Source organism: Marinobacter sp. UBA5687 (assembly GCF_002420325.1).
In the GTDB taxonomy this organism is placed as follows: domain Bacteria; phylum Pseudomonadota; class Gammaproteobacteria; order Pseudomonadales; family Oleiphilaceae; genus Marinobacter; species Marinobacter nauticus.
In genome coordinates, this window is record NZ_DIHV01000159.1 from 1 (window position 1) to 20464 (window position 20464).

A 20464-nucleotide genomic window follows, 5' to 3' on the forward strand; every position below is an offset into this window, starting at 1 on the left:
CCGGAATCATTGAACCACTACACTATTCCAAAGAAGGAATGGTCACGGAAGAAGACTTAAGAGGGCTGGCGCAAGAGCACATAGAGGCCGGTGCCAAACTGACGGAAACCTCCGCTGGCGACTTCAAAGGGTTCACTTTAGCATTTGGTTCGGACAATGAATTTTGGCAGCTATGGTATGTGGCCAGTGGGCCAACGGCTCTGTTCATCACATACAACTGCCAGGCAGTCGACCGTGACGCTGAGATCGAATCGATCAAAAGCATGGTCTCAAGCTTGGCTGCAATTTATACCAGTAGGTGAGGCCGACCGGTACTCCGCTACGCTCTGTCCTGTCAGCTTACCCAAGGCGTTAAGAGGCGAGCAGTAAATGCAACAATTGCAGACAATCGAAGACCAGGTTATTTCGGCAGTACAAGACTTTGCAAACTCAATTCGTTCAGGAAGCAAAGTCGTGGCTGATATGTCTGCACTGATTGATGTAACCGATAATTTGCCTCTTTCCAGCTTTGACTACTGGGAGCGTTTGATTCGCTCTGAGTTTTCTTCGGCGTTAAGAGAGTCCAGCACTCCGAAATGGAAGGTTTGGTCAAAGCCCAAGGAATTTATAACCTGGCTTGACCTGATTAGCTGGGATGGTTACAGGCGAGAAAAAGCTCTACGAGCCCTGTCAGGGGCCGCGCCGAATGCATTCTTTTTTTCTCTAGCAGTTCGCAGGCTTAATGATTGGGTGCCTCAAGTTCGCAAGGCTGCAAGAGAAAAACTACCAGAGATAGCAGGATCTACAGATCCTGATTATGTCGTTGAGGCGCTAAGCATTGCGCTTTCCAATTGGAACTCTTGGGGCAGGATCGAAGAAGGAGATAAAGAAGTTCTTCTTCAAATTATCTGTGAAGAGAAAATTGCAAAGTCTCTTCGTTCTAAGTTGATTTCATCGGCTTCTGGGCCTATGCCATCGCTCTTTTCTCAACTTGGCCGGACACCGATTCTTGACGAAAAAATGGAAGAAATAGCTAGTTTTGCGATTCAGCCGTCGGTTCGAGCTAAAGCATACCGCAGCCTATTTGAAGGGCGGATTGTATGGATGGAAGGCCGGAAATGGGAGTGGACCGATATACGTTATTGTGAAGGCCGGCTAAAGCCTGTCGTTGCTGAGCGCAAGCTGAATGTTAAAGCTCCAATGCTCGAACTATTGAAAAAATCATCTGAAGATCGATCATCTATCGTAAGGCGAGTTTCAGCTGAGATTCTGATACGAGAGCTAGACAGTTTAGGTTCTGTTGCCAGGACGTTTACTGAGCGTTTTATCTCGGATAAATCTCGGCCCGTATCTGAAAGGGGTGAGTTCGCATTAAAGAAACTTGATGAGGCGGAGCGTGCCACTACCTCTTAACAAGAGCATGTTGTCGGACTGGTTTTCCGCTGTGCTCCAAACTAGCCGCAAATGCGAGCGTTAAACGTCACAAGGAAGTTTTCGTGGAATTTCTGTTAATACTGCTCATCCCACTTGGATTTATTGGAGTTTTCCTTGCGGCTCCCTTTTGGATCTCTCGGGTTACGAAAGCCGAGCATGAAGAGGTACTTACTGAAGCCCAAAACTATGAGGGAAAGGAGAGAGACGAGTTCATAGAAGCACAGCGAAAAGACAAACGCCTTGGCGAATACAGCAAGAGCCTCTCTGGAGGAGCGGTACTTATCTTCATAGCCGGATTTGCTCTGCTGTCAGGGGAGCTTTCGATTCGCGGAGGCGACCCAATAGTAAGCCAAGCTAATGGCGATGATCGATTCTTTGCTTTTGTAGGGACTATTTTGGTTTTGGGTGTTTTGCTTGCTGGATACGGGTTGATAGGGAAGTGGAAAAATGGAACGTAAAACAAGTCATGGAAGACGGACGCCTAGGACGCCCCGCGTCGTTCAGCGTTACAGGGAATCACAAAGCAGATCATGAGAAGGGAAGCGTTAGTCGAGCATATTGAACTCAACCCTCTCGGAGAATTCCTGATGGGGTGTGATGCCTACGGCATGACGATCAAAACGAATTTTGGTGAAATTGAGACGTTTAGGGATGTCCCGGTCATGATTGGACAAACCGATTACTCGAAGTTTGTTGAGCAGTCGTCATGCAAAGGTTATCTCTTGATCAAAGGTGCGTTTGCCACCTACATCGTGGATATCAAAGATCAAACCATTAGCGTTTACAGAGCTACTGTGCGTGGCGTTAACAATGAGTGGTGTGACGAAAACCCGATCTACGGCAAAGAAACTCGTCACGTTCAGGGCTTTAGCCGTCACTACCATCTCCAGTTTCCCTTCGTAAGAAAGGATCGTTTTCATCAGGTTTTCCGAGACTATGAAGCCCTGCGTAGGCGTCAAATTCAGGAACTGACCGATGCCCTGTAACAAGTTAATTAAGTTGGTTCCGGCCTTCGGTCTCCACCGGACGCCCCTGTCGAGCCGCCGTTTATTTCAGCGTTATCTTTAAGAAGAACTCACCACATGGAGGTATCTATGCACATTGGACTAATCGGTGGTATCGGACCAGCCGCAACAGAGTTCTATTATCGTAACTTGGTGAAAGCCGATCAGGCATCAGATGGTGATAGCCGTATGGAGCTGACCATTTGCCATGCCCAAGCGAGCGATTTGATACGCAACATTCAGGCTGGCGATGTCGATGCGCAGGTCAGGATTTTTGAAGTATTGGCTAATCGTTTGAGCGCGGCTGGTGCCGAAGCATTGGCGGTGACGTCAATAGCTGGACATTTTTGCATTTCCAAACTGGAAAAAGTATCACCCATTCCCATTATCAATGCGTTGTCTGGACTCGAAAGCGCATTAATTCAAAACGGCTACACAAGGGTGGGCGTATTGGGCAACAAGGTGGTCATGGAGACACGGCTGTTCGATAGCTTTCGAGAGACCGAAATCATTGTCCCGCCTGGCGATAGCCTAAACAAAGTCCATGAAGCCTACATGAGCATTGCTGTTTCTGGTGCTGCAAACGAAGACCAAAGAGAGACCATATTTCAGGCTGGCAAGAAGATGTGTGACGAGCAAGGTGCTCAAGCTGTTGTTCTTGCTGGCACAGATCTTTTCGTGGCCTTCAATGGGTATGAATGCGGGTTCAAATACGTTGACAGTGCTTTGGTCCACATTGATGCCATTCACCGAGCTTCAATGGAAAACTTAGATAACAAATCGCTCTAGTTCGCGGTCTACGGCCGCCAAATGCCCTTTTCATTGCGGCTTTGCCTCCCTTACAAGGACTCCGCAAAGCTTCGCGCTATGGATGCTTAATTGAGATACACGTGCAGATGCTGTGGTTACAAAACTCTGGACGAGCCGTCTGGCGGCACTTACGAAATTTGTGAGTTATGCGGATGGGAAGATGATGGTGTTCAGAGCTCAGATCCAGACTACGTGGGCGGTGCAAATGGCATGAGTTTGCGAGAGGCGCAGCATGCATTTTTAGCCGAAACACCTGAAAGTAAAGATTACCAAAAAGACGAAAGTTGGCAGTTGCTTGAAGCCCCAACCAATAGCGGCCAACTGAAGCGTGACAAAGTAGATTTCGTCGTTGATCCTCGGGGAAATGTGAAAGACGCATAATCAATGCAGGCACGGCGACGCTCATTGCATTGCGCCTTCGGCTCCGTTCCATGGCTGCGCATGCTGTAAGCGTCATACAGTAGAAGGATCTGAGTCAGATGAGCTTGAAACAACATTTTGAACTGATGGCCGAATACAATCGGTGGATGAATGGGAAGGTATATGGAGCCGCAGGCAACCTGAGCAAAGCGGCTCTTTTGGAAGATCGAAGCGCCTTCTTTGGGTCAATATTGGGTACGCTAAATCATATCGTTGTTGGGGATACGATTTGGCTCAAGAGGTTTGCTGCGCATCCAGCAAGCGCTGAAGCGCTACGTGGAATCACTGAGCTAGCGGCTCCCAAAAACCTCAACCAAATAATTTTCGAAGATCTTGATGAGTTGTATAGCCACCGAAAGTGGCTAGATGAGAAAATCATCAAATGGATTTCAGGGCTTACTGATAGTAATTTGGATTTTATTCTCAGCTATCAAAATACCAAGGGTGTGCCCGCCACCAAACGATTTTCCTCCTTGATCTATCATTTCTTCAACCATCAAACTCATCACCGAGGGCAGGTAACTACGCTACTTTCGCAATCTGGCGAAGACGTTGGGGTAACGGATTTGCTAGCACTAATCCCGAATCGGAACAATGTATAACCAGGGGCTCCAGCGAACCGGTTTTCCGGCGCGGTGCGCCTCCAAATCGACCACTGAGCCCAGGTGTTACACATTGCAGGAGGCATCGTGATAGTCATCTATGGAATCAAAGAACACCTTAACCCGATCAAGGCTCAGCTCTCTGAGGTCATTCACGGATGTATGCAATCCGTACTTGGGATGCCGGAAGACAAACGGGTTCATCGTTTTATCCCTATGGAAACCGAGGATTTTTATTATCCTGGTGGCAGGACACCCGCTTACACGGCCATCGAGATCAATATGATGCAGGGTCGAAATCCCGAGACCCAAAAGGCCCTGATCAAGGAACTCTTCAAGAAGATTGAGTCCGTGGTTGGCATATCACCCGTAGATGTTGAAGTCACGATCAAGGAGCAACCGCCACACTGTTGGGGCTTTCGTGGCATGACTGGAGATGAGGCGTGTGACCTCAAGTATTCAGTCAATGTGTAACAAGGCAATCAAATTCGTTCCGGCCCAAAGGCCCCCCACCGGAGGCCCTTTTCAGGGCGCCTTTTATTGCTGGCGTGAAGCACAGGGAGAGAGCGGTGTCATTGTTTGAAACAGAGAGGTTGGTTGCAAGGAAGCTATCCCATCAGGATGTCCCGGTGCTCACCGCAATGCTCAGTGATCCGGAAGTCATGAAATTCTCCGTTCGCGGAGTTTGCGACGAGGAAGCTACTCGAAAGTTCGTTGATTGGTGCCTTGAGTGTTACGCCTCTCAGGGAATAGGGCCATGGGCATTTTGTGAGAAGGAGTCTGGGCATTTTATCGGCTTCTGTGGCATTGGGCCTGAGTTGGTTGGCGATGTCGAAGAATTCAATCTAGGTTATCGGCTGGCGCGCAGGTTCTGGCACCAGGGGTATGCCACAGAAGCTGTAAAAGGTGTTCTCCAGTATGCTTTCGATCAAACACACCGCGAGTCGGTAATTGTTATTATCGAGCCGGAGCACACAGCCTCTGTTAGGGTGACGGAGAAGGTTGGGTTCAGAGATTATACGATTCGAGAATTCCATGCCCGAGCTGTGCGGGTATATCGAATGACGTGCGACGACTGGGCATTGCATAACAAGTTGTCGTAGATCGTTTCAAGCCTGGCGGCCCTGCACCGGATACACTGCGCTCCGTAGTCGCCACTGAACCAAGGCGTTAAATATCAGCTGAATATGGGTCGCATACGGAAGTTTCTTCATGACGCTGGAAGGCTAAAGCCCTACTATCGATTCTGTTCAAATGTAGCTTCGGGTTCGGGAATAGTGATCGGTATTGGCCTATGGTACTTCACTTTGGTTCCGCTCTTGGCGACCTCGTTTGAGATTGATGTCGCTGAAGCAGCACAACCCGGCGATCCGACCGCATTCTTTGCGGTCACAATGGTTTTGCTATTGGTCGTGGCAATGATCATTTGCGTCCAGGGAGTCTTTTTGGCTCTGGTGTTACTTGGTCGCTTGAGGTTTGCTGATGTGATGTCGGTAATCTGGCGTTTGCGTTACCCTCGGAGTTGGGTCAATTATTAACAAGCCGCGTCACTCGAACGGCAGTGGTGGGCGATAGCTTCGTTAAAGATATTAAGCCCGCAATGTGGTTAGGTCTTAAGGCTATCTGGTTGACCCAGGAAAATGCACCTCGGGGAACTGAGGTTCGGGTCTTCAGGAGCTTGCGAGACTTGTGCATGTAACCAGGTTGATGGCTACGATGCCGGCATCACGTTGATCTGGAATGCGGCCCTTTGGTTCCTATGCCACAAACTCTACGCACTAACTGGATGATGAACGTGACTAAAACTCTGTATTTACTGCTGGTGTGTGTCTTGGTTGCTGGCTGTAGCAGCAAAGCCGTGTATGACAATGTGCAGCGAAACAACCGACAGGAATGTGTCAGTGTGCCACCCCCTCAGTATGATGAGTGCATCCAACGTTCCAGTAAGTCATACGAAGAGTACGAGAGGGATCGGTCTGAGGTACTCAAGTCTGAACCATAGAACCGTGGGCGGGAAAATCGGGCTCATTATGTGTTTACCTTTCGCAGCCTTTCCGCCGCAGTGGTGGCACCCCGAAAACCCGCTTGTAAGCTCTCGAAAACGCCGCTTCGGATTGGTACCCCAGCTCTTCAGCCAGCTCGGTCAGTGTCACGGGTGATTGAGCAATTCTGAGACGCGCCAGGTTCATCCTCCATTCGGTCAGGTACTGTTTTGCTGAAGTGCCTATCACCTCGGTAAACCGGGCGGAAAACCCCGAGCGGGACATGCCCGCGTGCTTGGCCAGCCGGCTGACTGTCCAGTCAGCCTCAGGGTGTGCGTGTATGGCCGCCAGAGCCTTGCCCAGTTTCGGATCTTTCAGCGCGCCCAGCCAGCCTTTGCTGGCTTCCGCGCTTGAGTTGATCCAGTGTCGTATGGCCTGAATCACGATGATATCTGCCAGGTGGGCCATCACTGTGACTCCGCCGGGTGATAGTGCGCGGGCTTCCTGCTCCATCAGTTGTATCAGCGTTGTAAGCTCGGCGGGCAGGGCGCCATCGTCGCCTTTGATGTGAATGCACTGTGGCAATTCACGAATGAGCTTCTGAGCCGCAATCTGGTCGAAGCCAAGCACGCCGCAGGTCAGTCGGGTTTCTTCTTCGCCCGTGCGCTGTTCTTCCGTGCCGGCCCCGCCATAGCGCATGAACTCAAAGCGGTCTGTCAGCCGGGTGACGGGAATATCAAAAAAGGGCTCGCACGGCTGATTGTTACTATGGGAGATACAGTGGCCTTCCCCTTTGGGTACCAGCGCCAGGTCGCCCGTTTTAAGGAGCAGGCTATCCTGGTCTTTGAAACGCAACCAGCAGCTTCCCTGGGTGACGATGTGAAACATCATTTTGCCCCCGAGCGGCGGCATCTCCATGCCCCACGGGCTAATCAGTTCGGCAGTCGCGTAGACGGTACCGTCCATACGAAGTGAACACAGCGTCTCGCCGAGTGGATCGGAGGTTGTCGGCATGCGCCGCTCAAGTTCAGGGATCATTGTTTCTCACGGGTTTTGGACGATCTGCAAAATATAGTAGATAGAAAAGCATTAAGCATCAGTTTTTGTCCTCGTAAACTGGAACCTTCAGTGATCGTTTAACGAGGACCAAACCATGACATCAGAAGTCGTCGCTGTTGTTGGCGCCACCGGTAAGTCCGGTTCCAGGGTATTGGCAAAACTGGGTGAGATGGGGCTGGAGGCGCGCGGCCTGTCACGCTCTTCCCCTATCCCCTTCGATTGGGCAGACCGCAGTACCTGGGCCGCGGCACTTCAGGGAGTGCGTGCTGCCTACGTTACGTATTTCCCGGATCTCGCGGTGCCGGCGGCGGAAACGGATGTGCGTGCCTTTGTGGCGGAAGCTAAACAGCAGGGTGTGGCGCACCTGGTGTTGATGTCGGGGCGTGGAGAGGCCGGCGCACGGCGGGCAGAACAGGTACTGGAAAGCAGCGGGTTGGACTGGAACGTGGTTCGCGCCAGCTGGTTTATGCAGAACTTCAGTGAAAGCTTTATGCTGCAGGGCCTGCAGGCGGGTGAGCTGGTGCTCCCCAGGCCCAACGCCAGAGAACCATTCATCGATGTGGATGACCTGGCCAGTGTGGCGGTAGCGTCGCTGACCAATCCCGCATTGAAAAACCAGGTATTGGAAGTTACCGGTCCGGAGCTGCTCTCGTTCGAGGAGTGTGTGCATGCGATTGCTGCGGCCACTGGCCGTGAGATCCGGTTTACGCCGTTACCGGTGGAGGCCTATCTGGATGGCGCCAGGGCGCTGGGTATGGCAGACGACATGGCGTGGCTGATCAACGAACTGTTTGTGAACATTCTTGATGGCCGCAATGAAAGCACCACTCAAACGGTTGAAGAAGTGCTGGGGCGGCCTGCGCGCCGGTTCAGAGACTATGTCACTGACGTTGTGCCTACGGGGGTGTGGTGATTGGGTGATCGCTTGCTTGAGGTTCGATATTGTCTGTGTCCGGAGTTTATGAAGAAGTTTATGGTTTTGTGAACTTTCCACGATAGACTCAGAGGACTGACGATAATACTGGATTGACAGCCAGTGTTGACCGAAAGGAGCCCTCAGCTGCATGCCGCGCACGGTATTGATAATCGAAGACAATCCCGGTATCGGCGAACTGGTCCGCATGCAGGTATCCGACCTGGGCATGACAGCGGTTCTTCGGGACCGGGGCGACAGCGGCCTGGCGCGTTTCCGGGACGGTGGTATTGACCTGGTGATTCTGGACCTCATGCTTCCGGGCCTGGATGGCCTGGCGGTGTGCCGGGAAATACGCTCCAGTGCGGGTTATGTGCCGGTGCTCATGCTGACCGCCAAGAGCACCGAGCTGGACAGGGTGCTGGGGCTGGAAATGGGGGCGGATGACTACCTCACCAAGCCTTTCAGCGTGGCGGAACTGTCCGCTCGCATCAAAGCTCTGTTCCAGCGCGTGGACGCGCTCTCCCGGAAGAGCTCAGCCGAAGACGATGTGGCGGAGATTGAGGCGGACGGGCTGCGGATTGATCCGGTTCGGCGCCGGGTGTTCCTGGAGTGCCGCGAGCTCGATCTGACCGCCCGTGAGTTCGATCTTCTGTGGCACTTTGCTTCCCATCGTGGCCGGGTTTTCAGCCGGGCCCAATTGCTGGATGCCGTCTGGGGGTACAATCACGACGGCTACGAGCACACCGTAAACACCCATATCAACCGCCTGCGTAACAAGATTGAGCCCGATCCGGCCGAACCGCGTTACGTTCAGACGGTCTGGGGCGTGGGCTATCGGTTTATGGATTAACCATGGGCCTTTCCGTGCTTCGAACCCTGTATGCGAGGCTGGCCATTGGTCTGTTCCTGCTGCTGTTGGTGGTGGGCGGGCTATTCACTTTGCTGAGCCTGGCCTCGGTCAGGGAGTATTCGGCTGCCGTTAACCAGCAACTGAACCGGAATCTGGCGCAGAATCTGGTCTCTGACCGAAACCTGGTCACCGATGGCCAGTTGAATCGGGATGCCCTGAAGCAGCTGTTCGAGCTGTATATGACGATCAATCCCAGCCTTGAGATTTACCTGTTGGATACCGACGGGGCCATTCTTGCCTATTCCGCCGATCCGGACCGAATCAAGCGCAATCGGGTATCCCTCGGACCAATCCAGACACTGCTCGAAAACCCGGACGCCTATCCTCTGCCGGGGGACGACCCTCGTAGTCATGATCGGCAAAAAGTGTTCTCTGTGACCCCCGTTCCCTCGGCAGCCGCCCCTGCCGGCTACCTTTATGTGGTTCTGAGGGGCGAAGAATTCGACCTCGCGGAGAGCATGGTTCACAGCAACCGGTTGTTGCAGATGGGCGCAGGCGCCCTGGCGGTGAGCCTGCTCGTGGGGCTCCTGGCCGGGTTGGTGTTCTTCCGAATGTTAACGCGGCGGCTGTCCCGGCTGACTGAACGGGTGGAGTCGTTTGAACGGGAATTGTCCTCGGAACAAAGCCCTCCACTGGCCGAGAAGGGCGACGACATTGATTACCTGGCCTCTCGGTTTGATCTCATGGCGCGCCGCATTGTGGCGCAGCTGGACCTCCTGAAGCACAAAGACGCCCAGCGTCGACAGCTGGTTGCTCAGGTGTCTCACGATCTTCGAACACCGCTGGCGTCAATTCAGGGCTACCTGGAAGCGCTGCGGATGAAGCATGAGACCCTGGAAGCTGAGGAGCGAGGCCGGTTCCTGGCGGTGGCCCTGTCAGAAACACACCGGTTGGGCAGGCAGGTTGAGGAGTTGTTCGAACTGGCCGCCCTGGATGCCCGTGAAAAACAGCCGGATATCGAGCCGTTTGTCATGGCTGAGTTGCTCTACGACGTCGTTCAGAAGCATAGGCCTGCGGCAGAACGAGCTGGTGTTGAACTCACCATTTCGGCGACAGAGACCGAGAGCGTGCTGGCGGATATCGCGATGACAGAGCGGGTTCTGGACAATCTCATCAGCAATGCCATCGCCCATTCTCCGCGGAATACAAGAGTCATACTCACGATGTCAGTACGGGATGGTGGAGCAGAGATCACTGTTGCTGATGCTGGGCCTGGCATCCGCCAAGAAGACCTTGGCCAGGTGTTTGACCCCTTCTACCAGGCCGCCGGAGCCGAACGCACCGGGCATGCCGGCCTGGGACTTGCGATCGCCCAGCGCTTGGTCGTCCTGCAGCATGGCAGGCTCTCAGCGCACAATGCGAACGGTGCTGTCTTTACCCTCTGGCTACCGTTAGCTTCCTCCAGCTAGCTTTCCGCTGCGTTATAGATTTGTGATAGTTGCTGAACGTTTTTGTGAATTCAGATCGCTAGGCTGCGATTATGGATTCAAGCGAGGAGAAGTGTCATGAAACGCAAAGTTATAGGCCTGTTTTCCGCCCTGGCGCTGGTCTCCGCCGCCGGTCTTTTTGCGGCACAGGTGGCAGCAGAGCGAGTGGATAGTGCAGGTAATGCCTACGCACCGGATGATCCGGATCTGGCCGTGGCGACCTTTGCTGGCGGCTGTTTCTGGTGCGTGGAAGCCGGCTACGAAAAGATTCCTGGTGTTGTCGAGGCAGTGTCTGGCTACGCTGGTGGAGAAGAAAAAAGTCCGACCTATAAACAGGTCTCTTCCGGGCGTACAGGCCACACTGAAGCCGTCCAGGTATATTACGACCCGGACAAAATGACCTATGAAGGCTTGCTGGCCGGCCTCTGGCGAATGATGAATCCGACCGACCTGGAGGGCCAGTTCGTTGACCGTGGTCGGCAGTACCGGCCCACCATTTTTTACCACAACGAGGAGCAGAAGCGCCTCGCAGAGGCGGCAAAGCAGGCGCTGGAGGCTTCCGGCGTCTATGACAAACCGGTGGTGATCCCCATTGAGCCGCTCAAGAGATTCTATCCGGCGGAGGAATACCACCAGGACTACTACAAGAAGAATCCGGTCCGCTACAAGTTCTATACCTTCAATTCGGGGCGTTATCAGTTTATTGAAGAGGTCTATGGCGAGGATTATGAGCTGGACTTCTCGCGCTATCAGCCCAATACCGGAGTCAATGACTCGATGCCTGCGGAGGCCGATCCGACAGAAGCGGCGGCAAGCGGGGGTTTTAACCCCGAACGTTTTCAAAAACCGGATGACAAGACTCTTCGGCAGCGTTTGACGGAAATGCAGTATGAGGTCACGCAGGAGGATGGTACTGAACCCGCCTTCAACAATACCTACTGGGACAACACCAGGGCGGGGCTTTATGTGGATGTCGTTTCCGGTGAGCCGCTGTTCTCCTCACGGGATAAGTACAAGTCCGGTACCGGCTGGCCTAGCTTCACTCGCCCGATTACGCCAGAGGCAGTGGTAGAACGTGAGGACAAGTCGTTTTTCATGACCCGGACGGAGATTCGCAGTGCCCATGCTGATTCTCATCTGGGCCATGTCTTTGACGATGGTCCGGCGCCGACGGGATTGCGCTATTGTATGAATTCCGCAGCCATGAAGTTCATCCCGCTGGAGCAAATGGAAGCCGCGGGGTATGGCAAATGGATCGACGCTGTCGAGTAAGATTGCGCGATAATAGCGTCGGAATAATTTACATAACTGGCTTTCTGTTCTAATAAAGGTGTTTTATATCAATAAGATATAAATAGGCACGCTATGTGCTTCCTTGCTGGCAACGTCATTATCTCTGGAAGAACCAAATAAGGAAGTACAGATGAACAAGTTGGGCAAAGCGCTTTCTGTTGTTGTAGTGTCCGGGCTCGCTAGCGTTGCCAACGCGGGTGTTATTGAAACCGTATCTGGCTGGAATGGCTCCAGCGAAATAGCCGCCTTCGGTGAATCTAACAGTGCTACGTACGGACAAACCTTCAAGGTGGGCGGTTCTGAAACCCAGCTGGATAGCTGGACGTTCTTCCTGAACGACAGAGTGAACCCCGATTACGTGGACTTTGCTTTCTATGTAATGGACTGGGATGCTGCCACCACCCGCGCGACCGGCTCCGTGCTTTTCCAGAGTGCCGCTGTGTCCTCAACCAACAACGGTGGTCTTGATGGTATGGAAGAGTTTACCTTCAACACCGGCGGGTTGAATCTTGTCGGGGGTAACGACTACATCGCGTTTATCAGTTCGACCGGCTTGTTCGATGGCCAGACTGGTACCGCCTATGCAGGCTCCCTGCGTGACGAGTCTGCCTATCTGGACGGTGGCTTTTTCTGGCAGAACAACGGCAATAGTGCCGGTACCTGGGATACCCAGAGCTGGAGTTCCGGGTCGAACTACGGCGACCTGGCGTTTTCAGCCTCCTTCTCGTCCGCCGCGAAAGTGCCTGAGCCAGCCAGCCTTCTTTTGCTCGGCCTTGGTCTGGCTGGGCTGGGCTTCTCGCGCAGAACGAAAGCCTGATCCCATTGAAGACGGACGCCGGCACACTATGTGCCGGCTTCGTTCCATTCAGGGGGTTGCGTTAACGCACCCGGACCTGATCGCCGTCTTCCAGGCCACGGCCGGGGTGCCGGACCACCCGAACGCCCTCCTGCAGTCCCTGCGTTACCTGGGTCATTAAACCGTTGGATGGTCCTGTCGTGACTGTCTGGTGTCTAGCCGTTTCGCTCTCAACCATGAAAACCGCAGAAGCGCCGTTGTATTCGAAGATAGCTGAGGTGGGTACCTGCAAGGTGTCTTCGCTTTGCCACAGGATAAAGTCAGCGTCCACCCGGTAGCCGTCTCCCAGCTGTCGCCACTGCTCCCGTGGGCTGACCATATCGGCAATAACCTGAACCCGTTGTTCTTCCACGCCCAGAGCGGATACATCCTCAAACCCGATAGGCTCGATACGACGAACCGTTGCTTCCAGTACCGGCCCGCCCCAGCCACTCAGTCGCACGCCAAGGCCGGGTTCCAGTTTGACGGCATCAAAACTCAAGACCTCGACCACCACTTCCAGAGCGCCAGGGTCTCCGACCTCCAGTATCGGCTCGCCGGCCTGGATGACGCCCTCGCTCTGGCGAACCAGAGCCAGAACCGCGCCGTTAACCGGAGAGCGCACGGCGACCCGCTCGGCAGGTTTCTGACCATTGGAGGACGCGGTTGAAATCTGCAGCCGGGTTTGAGCGGCGGCCAGTTCATGGGCGGCCACCTCTTCATCAAAGCGGGCGGAACGCAGGATTGCCTGTGCCCGGGCTGCCGTGGATTTCGCCTGTTGTAACTGTTCGGTGGAGACAAAGCGGGATTCTTCCAGAGCGAGCAGGCGCTGGTATTCATTCTGAGCGAACTCAGCATCAGCCTCCGCCGCCTGAACCTTTTGTTGGATGGATTGAAGTGCTGCCTGGGCGGCGGCTGCCCGAGCCTCGGCTTCGGCGCGGGTCCGGGCGTCCAGGATGCTGGCGGGCGTCGGGTCCACAAACGTCAGTAGCTCCCCGGGAATCACCGCGTCGCCTACGTCCAGCTGAACCCGGTGAATATAGCCGGCCACAGGGGAGGAAATCAGATAGCGATCTTTGACCCGGGTTTTGCCCTCTTCAAGAATGGTCACTTCCATGGGGCCGCGCTCGACGGGGGCAAGGTCAACCCAAACGGGCTCTGGCCGCAGGATAAGCGCGAAGACGATGGCGGCTACTGAGGCCATCAAAAGCCAGAAGGCCCATTTTCCTTTTGAGATGCGTTGTGTCGCCATGTTGGGTCCCATGTGAGTGTGTGTGCATTATTCCCGGGTTTTCAGAACCGCGACAAGGTCCAGTTTACGAAGTCGCCACCAGGTGATGAAGCCGGAAATCAATGCCGACAAAATGACCACGTTGGCCGCCAATGCCAGGGTTTGGCCGGTCAGGACCAGGGGAACGCGATAGAGTTCGGTCTGCATCGCGGTAACCACAAAACTTGCCAATCCAAAACCAACCGCCCAACCCAGAGGAATTCCCAGTAACAGCAGTATGGCCAGTTCTCCGAGCAGAATGTGGGCGACTTCGTTGTGGCTGTACCCCAGTACTCTCAAGCTCGCCAGGTCTCGCCCTCGTTCGGCCAGGGAAATCCGCGCGGTATTGTAGATCACACCAAAAGCAATAATGCCGCCGAGCAGGCTGATGATGAAGGTGTAGGTCAGGAAGGTGCGCGCGAGAGTCTCGAAGAAGCTGTCGAGCATTGCCTGTCGCAGATTGGTGGCCATCACTCCCGGCGTATCCCGGAGTTCCTGGTAGACGGTGTTGGTTTGCTCCGGCGCCAGATTCATCAGCATCTGGTTCACTCTCGGGCCTTCACGCAGCGCCTTGTTCATGGCGGTCAGATTCATGTAGGCGCCCACACCGAGGAACTCGCTGGTAACGCCAGCCACCGTGAGGTCCAGTTCCGGGCGTCGGCCTTCCAGCACTCGCACCCGAACTGTGTCTCCGGTCTCAACATTCAGGGCCTTGGCCAGAAAGTCGGTTACCAACAGGCCGGCAGAAGGAATGGCCACGTTCTCCAGATCCTGGTTAACCACAAATTGCAGTTTGGCGTCCCGGGGCAAGCCGGTGAGCACCGTGCGCCATCTGCGGTGTTCGTTAACCAGCTCTACGGTAACGGCCCGGCGTCCTTCGACGTAACGCACACCGGATTGGCGCGCCATTCCGTAAAGTGCGGTCGGGTTGACCGGGTCGGTGAGTGTGGCGGTCAGGTCCTGCTTCTGCACCCGGGCGAATTGGGTGTGCACCATCAGCGAAACAGAGCTGAACTGAAAATTGCCCACCACCACGATGGCCGTGGCCATGGCAATGCCAAATACCGAGAGGGCGGTTCGGCCTGGCTTGCGGGCGAGCTGCCTGACGATCATGCGTGAAGGCTGATGAAAGCGCACCCAGCCCAGCAGCCGTTCGGTAATGGTAATCCGGTATCGGGCGGGGCTCTCGGGCTGCATGGCTTCCGCCGGGGGCAGGGCGGCCGCAGCGCGGATGGAGCGCCAGCCGCCGAGCAGTGCAACTGCCATGCTGATCAGGGCCAGTAACGCCAGCCACCAGGGATTGATTCGGAACAGTAGCGAAGGGAAGCGGTAGTAATCCATATACAGCTCTCCCAACCGATGCCCCAGCCAGAGGCCACTGGCGCAGCCGATGGCAAGCCCGGTAAACGCAATGGCCAGCACCAGTTGGCTATAGTGCCAGCCGATCTGGCCATTGCTGTAGCCGAAGGCTTTGAGAATGGCGACGATTTCCCTCTGGGTACTGATCAGGCGTGTCACCACCACATTGAGCAGAAACATGGCGACGCCCATAAAAATGGACGGAAAGATAATCGCCATGGCCTTCAGCTGCTCGAGCTCGTCACTGAGAAAACGGTGTGAGAACTGGTCAGCCCGGGCGAACGCACCGGTACTGCCGTAGCGCGCCAGCAACCGGTCCAGTGGGTCGATCACATCTTCCACAGGATGCCGCGGGTCGATCTGCAGCACCAGACTGTTGAAGGCACCCCGCATGTCCATGGCGGCGGCCAGTGCTTCCTGATTCAGCCAGAGCACGCCAAAGCGCTGATAATCCGGAAGCATGCCCCCCGGAGGTATCACGTAGATGAATTCCGGCGACTCGACAATGCCCACGATTTTCAGGGTTTGTTGTCGGCCATTGATGATGGCGTTGAAACTGTCGTCCAGAGTGAGCTGGTGCGCATCCGCGAAGCTGCCAATGATTGCGACTTCATTGGCGTGGGTGGCGCTTGGCAGTCGACCTTGCCGGACATACAGCTGGTTTACCTCGGGTTGGCCGGCCGGAGGAACAGACACCAGGTGGGCCGACACAGGTTCATCGTAATCGGGGAGATTGAGCTTTGCGGCGCCTTCCACCCGGCCGCTCAGGCGGGTCACACCCGGTAGCTCGGAAACCGTTTGCAGCACATGGCGGGGGGCCCGTTTTACCGAAACGAAAACATCAGCAAACTGGTGCTCCTGATAGTACTGATCCCGGGTGGCTGTCAGGGAGGAGTAATTGACCAGAGACATCAGGCAAACCGCGATCCCGCCCGCAATCACCAGCGCGATCGCCAGCAGCTGGCCGCGCATCTGCCAGATTTCCCGTCTCAGTTTGGTGTGCAGTACGCTCGGCCCGAAAATCATGGCATCACCAGCTCAGGGTGTTCGGGTCCTGGCGTTCTGAGTTGCGGTGCTCACCGCTGATCACGCCATCTGAAAGGGTGATCACTCTGTCCGCCATGTTCGCGATTGAAGCATTGTGGGTGATGATTATCGTGGTCGTGCCGGTTTCCCGGTTTGCCCGTTCCAATGCCGCGAGGACCAGTATACCGGTGGCCGAGTCCAGTGCTCCGGTAGGCTCATCGCACAGCAGCACCCGGGGTCGCTTGGATATGGCTCTGGCAATGGCCACTCTTTGTTGCTCGCCACCGGAAAGCTGAGCCGGGAAATGGTCCAGGCGACTGGCCAGGCCCACCATGTCCAGGGCTTCTTCCGGCGCCATGGGGTCACGGGCAATCTCGGTCACGGCGATGACGTTTTCGCGGGCGGTCAGGCTGGGGATGAGGTTGTAGAACTGAAACACGAACCCGACATAATCCCTGCGATAGCGGGTAAGCTCCCGGTCTGAGGCGCCGGCCAGGTCGATGTCCTGATAACGAACTTCGCCGGTGGTGGGCACATCCAGTCCGCCCAGAATGTTCAAAAGCGTGGATTTGCCTGAGCCTGAGGCGCCAAGCATCACTACCAGCTCCCCAGGATAAAGGCTGATATCGACCCCCCGCAGGGCATGTACTTCCACATCGCCCTGACGGTAGGTTTTGGTCAGGCCTTTCGTTTGAAAGACAGGAGCGGTCCGGTCGGCGTGACACGCCATGGCAGGTTCCATTGCAGTCCAGTTGATCCAGAGCCGAGTATAGCCCAATACCGATGACCGATTATTGATCCCGCGCAGACGTATTCCACGTGCGTACCCGTGCCGGATTCGGTTACAGTCATGCCACTAACCCTGTAAAGCCAATGGGAGAAAACGGAATGAGTGACCCAACTTACACACCTCCGAAAGTCTGGAAATGGGATCCGAACAACGGCGGCAAGTTCTCTAACATCAACCGCCCCATCGCCGGCCCTACCCATGAAAAAGAGCTGCCGGTGGGGGAGCATCCGTTCCAGCTTTATTCCCTGGCAACGCCCAACGGTGTGAAAGCAACGGTCATGCTTGAGGAGCTGCTGGAAAAAGGCATAAAGGAGGCGGAATACGATGCCTGGCTGATTCGAATCACCGAAGGGGATCAGTTCAGCAGCGGGTTCGTGAAGGTGAATCCCAACTCCAAGATCCCTGCCATGCTGGATCGCAGTGTGGACCCGGCCATCCGGGTTTTTGAGTCTGGTTCCATTCTGTTCTACCTGGCGGAAAAGTTTGATGCGTTTCTGCCCAGGGACCCGGCCAAACGCACCGAAACCATGAACTGGCTGTTCTGGCAGATGGGCAGTGCGCCTTTCCTGGGAGGCGGCTTTGGTCACTTTTATGCCTACGCGCCAGAAAAGTACGAGTACCCCATCAACCGCTACACTATGGAAGTGAAGCGCCAGTTGGACGTGCTCGATCGTCAGCTGGCGGATAACCAGTACATTGCCGGTGATGAATACACCATCGCCGACATGGCCATCTGGCCCTGGTACGGAGCCCTGGTGAAAAACATGGTGTACGAGGCGGCCGAATTCCTGGAAGCCCACACCTATACCAACGTGGTTCGCTGGACCGACGAGGTGGCCAAGCGCCCGGCAGTTAAGCGTGGCCGTATGGTGAACAAGGCCTGGGGCGATCTTGCCTCCCAACTGCACGAGCGGCACGATGCCAGCGATTTTGATTTGCGCACCCAGGACAAACTGGAAGGCAACGCCTAAGCCATAAGGAGGACGGATGGCTCTGCCCGACGCACTTACCGAAGACCGGATCTACCATCGGTGCCCGCTGGACAAACTGGATTTTGAAACCACGGAAAGCCTGGAAGATCTGGCTCTGCCATTCGGTCAGGATCGGGCACTGCGTGCCCTGGAATTCGGGGCTAGCATGAAGGCCCAGGGTTTTAACCTGTTCGTATTGGGGCCCTCCGGTGCCGGCAAGCATGAGCTGGTACGGCGGGTATTGGCCAGCCATGCCGCGGAAAAACCGGTGCCGTCGGACTGGTGTCATGTGTTCAATTTTCAGCAATCGGACAAACCCGGGGCCATCGAGCTGCCGCCGGGGGAAGGTCGCATATTCAAGGCCGATATGAGCGAACTGGCCAACGAACTGAAGTCCACCATACCGGCCACTTTTGAAAGCGAGGAGTACCAGGCCCGTATTCAGGAACTGCAGGAAGAGGTTACCCGGCGCCAGCAGCAAGGCCTGTCTGCGATTCAGGAAGAGGCAAACGCCAACAATATAGCCATGCTCACCACCCCGGCAGGTTTTACCTTTGCGCCCATGCGCAACGGCGAGGTGATCGAGCCTGAGGAATACAAGACCTTCTCCGATGAAGAAAAGGAACTGGTGGAATCCAAGGTGGAAGACCTCCAGAAAAAGCTGCAGCAGGCCATACAGCAGGTGCCCCGGCTGCGCAAGGAAGTTCGGGAGCGGGTCCATGCCCTGAATGAGGAAATGGTCCAGCTTACCCTGGGCGGGCCCATGGGTGAGCTGCGCGAGAAGTGGGCGCATGTGCCGGCCGTGGTCGCGCACCTGGACGCGGTTCGAGAGGATGTGGTGGAGCATGCCGAGGCCTTTCAGGATACCGAAAACGGCGCACCGGCAGGGTTGTTGAACCGTTACCGGGTGAATCTGCTGGTGGATAATGCCGAGACCCGTGGGGCCCCCGTCATCTATGAAGATCTTCCCAACCACCAGCACCTGGCGGGCCAGATCGAACACCGGGCCCACCAGGGTAACCTGTACACGGATTTCACCCTGATTCGGGCCGGGGCTCTGCATCGGGCCAACGGTGGCTACCTGATCCTCGACGCTCGGCGGGTACTGTCGCAGCCCATGGCCTGGGAAAGCCTCAAACGCATACTCTTTTCCGGCGAGATCCGCATCGAATCCCTGGAGCGCTTGTATGGCCTCGCCACCACGGTAAGCCAACAACCGGAGCCGATTCCGCTTTCGGTAAAGGTGGTGCTGCTTGGCGACCGGATGTTGTATTACCTGCTGTCCCACTACGATCCGGACTTTCTGGACCTGTTCAAGGTGGAAGCGGATTTTGAAGACGACATGGAGCGGGATGAGGCCAGCTACTTACTCTACGCCCGGATGATTGCCACCATGGCCCGGTTGGCTGGCGTAAGAGCCCTGAACAGGGAGGCGGTTGCCAGGTTGATTGAACACGCGAGCCGTCTGGCCAGCGATCAGAACAAGCTGACGGCCCATGATCGAGTACTGAAAGATCTGCTCACCGAGTCGGACCACTGGGCTGGTGTGGCCAACAGCCCGCAGGTGTGCGCCAGCCATGTTCAGCAGGCCATTGACGAGCGGGACTACCGGGCGAGCCGGGTCCGTGAGCGCAGTCTGGAGCAGATTCGCCGGGGTGTGGTGATGATTGCCACTCAGGGCGAGCAGGTGGGGCAGGTGAATGGTCTGTCGGTACTGCAGTTAGGCGCCACCCGCTTTGGTCAGCCCACCCGAATTACCGCCACGGCGCGCCCTGGCAAGGGCCAGGTGGTGGATATCGAGCGGGAAGCCAAGCTTGGTGGGCCGATCCACAGCAAGGCGGTGATGATTCTGTCCCGGTTCCTGGCCAATCGTTATGCGCCGATGAATGAGCTGTCACTGTCGACCAGTCTGGCCTTTGAACAATCCTACGGTGGCGTGGAAGGGGATTCTGCCTCGGTGGCGGAAACCTGTGTGTTGTTGTCCGCCATCGCCGGCGTTCCGCTCAAGCAGTCCCTGGCGGTTACCGGCTCCATGAACCAGCATGGTGAGGTGCAGGCGGTGGGTGGCGTCAACGAAAAGATTGAAGGCTTCTTCAATGTCTGCCGGCAGGACGGCGGCGTAAACAGCCAGGGTGCCTTGTTGCCGGCCAGCAATGTGGAGCATCTGATGCTGAATGAATCGGTGCGGGAAGCGGTGCAGGACGGAAGGTTCTCCATTTATCCCGTTACCCATATCGACCAGGCCATTGAGTTGTTGACGGGCCTGGAGCCGGGGCAACCGGATGCTGATGGCGTGTTCCCTGAGGGCAGCTTTAACCGACGCGTGGCAGACAGGCTGGCCGCGTTTGCCGAGGTTGGCAAAAGCAAGGACAAAGAC

20 protein-coding genes are annotated in these 20464 nt (G+C 55.5%); 16 read left to right on the forward strand and 4 right to left on the reverse strand.

Going from position 1 to position 20464, the window contains the following annotated elements; genetic code table 11:
• The 9 genes from B3Y70_RS16790 to B3Y70_RS16830 all read left to right on the forward strand — a co-directional run.
• The coding region (locus B3Y70_RS16790; RefSeq protein ID WP_288590166.1) for a hypothetical protein at nt 1-302 on the forward strand (302 nt) is incomplete at its 5' end.
• A 67-nt stretch (nt 303-369) separates the two neighbouring features.
• Entirely contained in the window at nt 370-1392 is a 1023-nt protein-coding gene (locus tag B3Y70_RS16795) for a hypothetical protein (RefSeq protein ID WP_023009715.1), read from the forward strand.
• Nucleotides 1393-1475: 83 nt separating this feature from the next.
• Nucleotides 1476-1871, forward strand: coding sequence for a hypothetical protein (locus B3Y70_RS16800; RefSeq protein WP_199451779.1), 396 nt, complete (start codon nt 1476-1478; stop codon nt 1869-1871).
• 72 nt (nt 1872-1943) lie between these two features.
• Nucleotides 1944-2399 (forward strand): hypothetical protein, encoded by a 456-nt coding sequence (locus B3Y70_RS16805; protein ID WP_199451780.1) that lies wholly within the window; start codon nt 1944-1946, stop codon nt 2397-2399.
• Nucleotides 2400-2507: 108 nt separating this feature from the next.
• Entirely contained in the window at nt 2508-3206 is a 699-nt protein-coding gene (locus B3Y70_RS16810) for an aspartate/glutamate racemase family protein (protein WP_199451781.1), read from the forward strand.
• 90 nt (nt 3207-3296) lie between these two features.
• Complete coding sequence (locus tag B3Y70_RS16815; RefSeq protein WP_199451782.1) at nt 3297-3608, forward strand: CPCC family cysteine-rich protein; 312 nt, start codon at nt 3297-3299, stop codon at nt 3606-3608.
• Between the two features lie 98 nt (nt 3609-3706).
• Entirely contained in the window at nt 3707-4249 is a 543-nt protein-coding gene (locus tag B3Y70_RS16820) for a DinB family protein (RefSeq protein ID WP_199451783.1), read from the forward strand.
• 87 nt (nt 4250-4336) lie between these two features.
• Nucleotides 4337-4723 (forward strand): tautomerase family protein, encoded by a 387-nt coding sequence (locus B3Y70_RS16825; RefSeq protein ID WP_199451784.1) that lies wholly within the window; start codon nt 4337-4339, stop codon nt 4721-4723.
• A 95-nt stretch (nt 4724-4818) separates the two neighbouring features.
• Nucleotides 4819-5352: a GNAT family N-acetyltransferase gene (locus B3Y70_RS16830; RefSeq protein WP_041656717.1), complete on the forward strand. Its 534-nt coding sequence runs from the start codon at nt 4819-4821 to the stop codon at nt 5350-5352.
• Nucleotides 5353-6285: 933 nt separating this feature from the next.
• Here B3Y70_RS16830 and B3Y70_RS16835 read toward each other — a convergent pair.
• On the reverse strand, nt 6286-7269 hold the full coding sequence (locus B3Y70_RS16835) for an AraC family transcriptional regulator (RefSeq protein ID WP_286896944.1): 984 nt from the start codon (nt 7267-7269) through the stop codon (nt 6286-6288).
• Between the two features lie 115 nt (nt 7270-7384).
• Between B3Y70_RS16835 and B3Y70_RS16840 the strand changes: the two genes are divergently transcribed.
• From B3Y70_RS16840 to B3Y70_RS16860, 5 genes are all read left to right on the forward strand, one after another.
• Entirely contained in the window at nt 7385-8203 is an 819-nt protein-coding gene (locus B3Y70_RS16840; RefSeq protein ID WP_199451785.1) for an NAD(P)H-binding protein, read from the forward strand.
• A gap of 151 nt (nt 8204-8354) precedes the next feature.
• Nucleotides 8355-9056, forward strand: a complete 702-nt coding sequence (locus tag B3Y70_RS16845; RefSeq protein ID WP_286896947.1) for a response regulator transcription factor — start codon at nt 8355-8357, stop codon at nt 9054-9056.
• 2 nt (nt 9057-9058) lie between these two features.
• The gene (locus B3Y70_RS16850) at nt 9059-10525 is read left to right on the forward strand and encodes a sensor histidine kinase (protein ID WP_286896950.1); all 1467 of its coding nucleotides are present in this window, start codon (nt 9059-9061) and stop codon (nt 10523-10525) included.
• A gap of 96 nt (nt 10526-10621) precedes the next feature.
• On the forward strand, nt 10622-11815 hold the full coding sequence (gene msrB / locus B3Y70_RS16855) for a peptide-methionine (R)-S-oxide reductase MsrB (protein ID WP_286896954.1): 1194 nt from the start codon (nt 10622-10624) through the stop codon (nt 11813-11815).
• Nucleotides 11816-11966: 151 nt separating this feature from the next.
• The gene (locus B3Y70_RS16860; RefSeq protein ID WP_011784521.1) at nt 11967-12653 is read left to right on the forward strand and encodes a PEP-CTERM sorting domain-containing protein; all 687 of its coding nucleotides are present in this window, start codon (nt 11967-11969) and stop codon (nt 12651-12653) included.
• 61 nt (nt 12654-12714) lie between these two features.
• On the opposite strand, the gene B3Y70_RS16865 is transcribed toward B3Y70_RS16860, so the two are convergent.
• The 3 genes from B3Y70_RS16865 to B3Y70_RS16875 are packed head-to-tail and all read right to left on the reverse strand — an operon-like array spanning nt 12715 to nt 17068.
• Complete coding sequence (locus B3Y70_RS16865; RefSeq protein ID WP_011784522.1) at nt 12715-13923, reverse strand: efflux RND transporter periplasmic adaptor subunit; 1209 nt, start codon at nt 13921-13923, stop codon at nt 12715-12717.
• A gap of 27 nt (nt 13924-13950) precedes the next feature.
• Nucleotides 13951-16326 (reverse strand): ABC transporter permease, encoded by a 2376-nt coding sequence (locus B3Y70_RS16870; RefSeq protein WP_011784523.1) that lies wholly within the window; start codon nt 16324-16326, stop codon nt 13951-13953.
• Nucleotides 16327-16330: 4 nt separating this feature from the next.
• On the reverse strand, nt 16331-17068 hold the full coding sequence (locus tag B3Y70_RS16875; RefSeq protein WP_023008133.1) for an ABC transporter ATP-binding protein: 738 nt from the start codon (nt 17066-17068) through the stop codon (nt 16331-16333).
• A 146-nt stretch (nt 17069-17214) separates the two neighbouring features.
• Between B3Y70_RS16875 and yghU the strand changes: the two genes are divergently transcribed.
• Together yghU and B3Y70_RS16885 are read left to right on the forward strand one after the other, a co-directional pair.
• A complete protein-coding gene (yghU, locus tag B3Y70_RS16880; protein ID WP_121206301.1) occupies nt 17215-18087 on the forward strand; it encodes a glutathione-dependent disulfide-bond oxidoreductase in 873 nt (290 codons plus the stop codon).
• Nucleotides 18088-18103: 16 nt separating this feature from the next.
• Nucleotides 18104-20464, forward strand: a 2361-nt coding sequence (locus B3Y70_RS16885; RefSeq protein WP_288590173.1) for a Lon protease family protein, incomplete at its 3' end; no start/stop codon positions are given.

What these genes read in the sequence shown, in the direction of transcription:
- B3Y70_RS16795 (WP_023009715.1), top strand. Translation starts at nt 370, where the DNA reads ATGCAACAATTGCAGACAATCGAAGACCAGGTTATTTCGGCAGTACAA.
- B3Y70_RS16805 (WP_199451780.1), top strand. Translation starts at nt 1,944, where the DNA reads ATGAGAAGGGAAGCGTTAGTCGAGCATATTGAACTCAACCCTCTCGGA.
- B3Y70_RS16810 (WP_199451781.1), top strand. Translation starts at nt 2,508, where the DNA reads ATGCACATTGGACTAATCGGTGGTATCGGACCAGCCGCAACAGAGTTC.
- B3Y70_RS16820 (WP_199451783.1), top strand. Translation starts at nt 3,707, where the DNA reads ATGAGCTTGAAACAACATTTTGAACTGATGGCCGAATACAATCGGTGG.
- B3Y70_RS16835 (WP_286896944.1), bottom strand. Translation starts at nt 7,269, where the DNA reads ATGATCCCTGAACTTGAGCGGCGCATGCCGACAACCTCCGATCCACTC.
- B3Y70_RS16840 (WP_199451785.1), top strand. Translation starts at nt 7,385, where the DNA reads ATGACATCAGAAGTCGTCGCTGTTGTTGGCGCCACCGGTAAGTCCGGT.
- B3Y70_RS16845 (WP_286896947.1), top strand. Translation starts at nt 8,355, where the DNA reads ATGCCGCGCACGGTATTGATAATCGAAGACAATCCCGGTATCGGCGAA.
- B3Y70_RS16850 (WP_286896950.1), top strand. Translation starts at nt 9,059, where the DNA reads ATGGGCCTTTCCGTGCTTCGAACCCTGTATGCGAGGCTGGCCATTGGT.
- msrB (WP_286896954.1), top strand. Translation starts at nt 10,622, where the DNA reads ATGAAACGCAAAGTTATAGGCCTGTTTTCCGCCCTGGCGCTGGTCTCC.
- B3Y70_RS16860 (WP_011784521.1), top strand. Translation starts at nt 11,967, where the DNA reads ATGAACAAGTTGGGCAAAGCGCTTTCTGTTGTTGTAGTGTCCGGGCTC.
- B3Y70_RS16865 (WP_011784522.1), bottom strand. Translation starts at nt 13,923, where the DNA reads ATGGCGACACAACGCATCTCAAAAGGAAAATGGGCCTTCTGGCTTTTG.
- B3Y70_RS16870 (WP_011784523.1), bottom strand. Translation starts at nt 16,326, where the DNA reads ATGATTTTCGGGCCGAGCGTACTGCACACCAAACTGAGACGGGAAATC.
- B3Y70_RS16875 (WP_023008133.1), bottom strand. Translation starts at nt 17,068, where the DNA reads ATGGAACCTGCCATGGCGTGTCACGCCGACCGGACCGCTCCTGTCTTT.
- yghU (WP_121206301.1), top strand. Translation starts at nt 17,215, where the DNA reads ATGAGTGACCCAACTTACACACCTCCGAAAGTCTGGAAATGGGATCCG.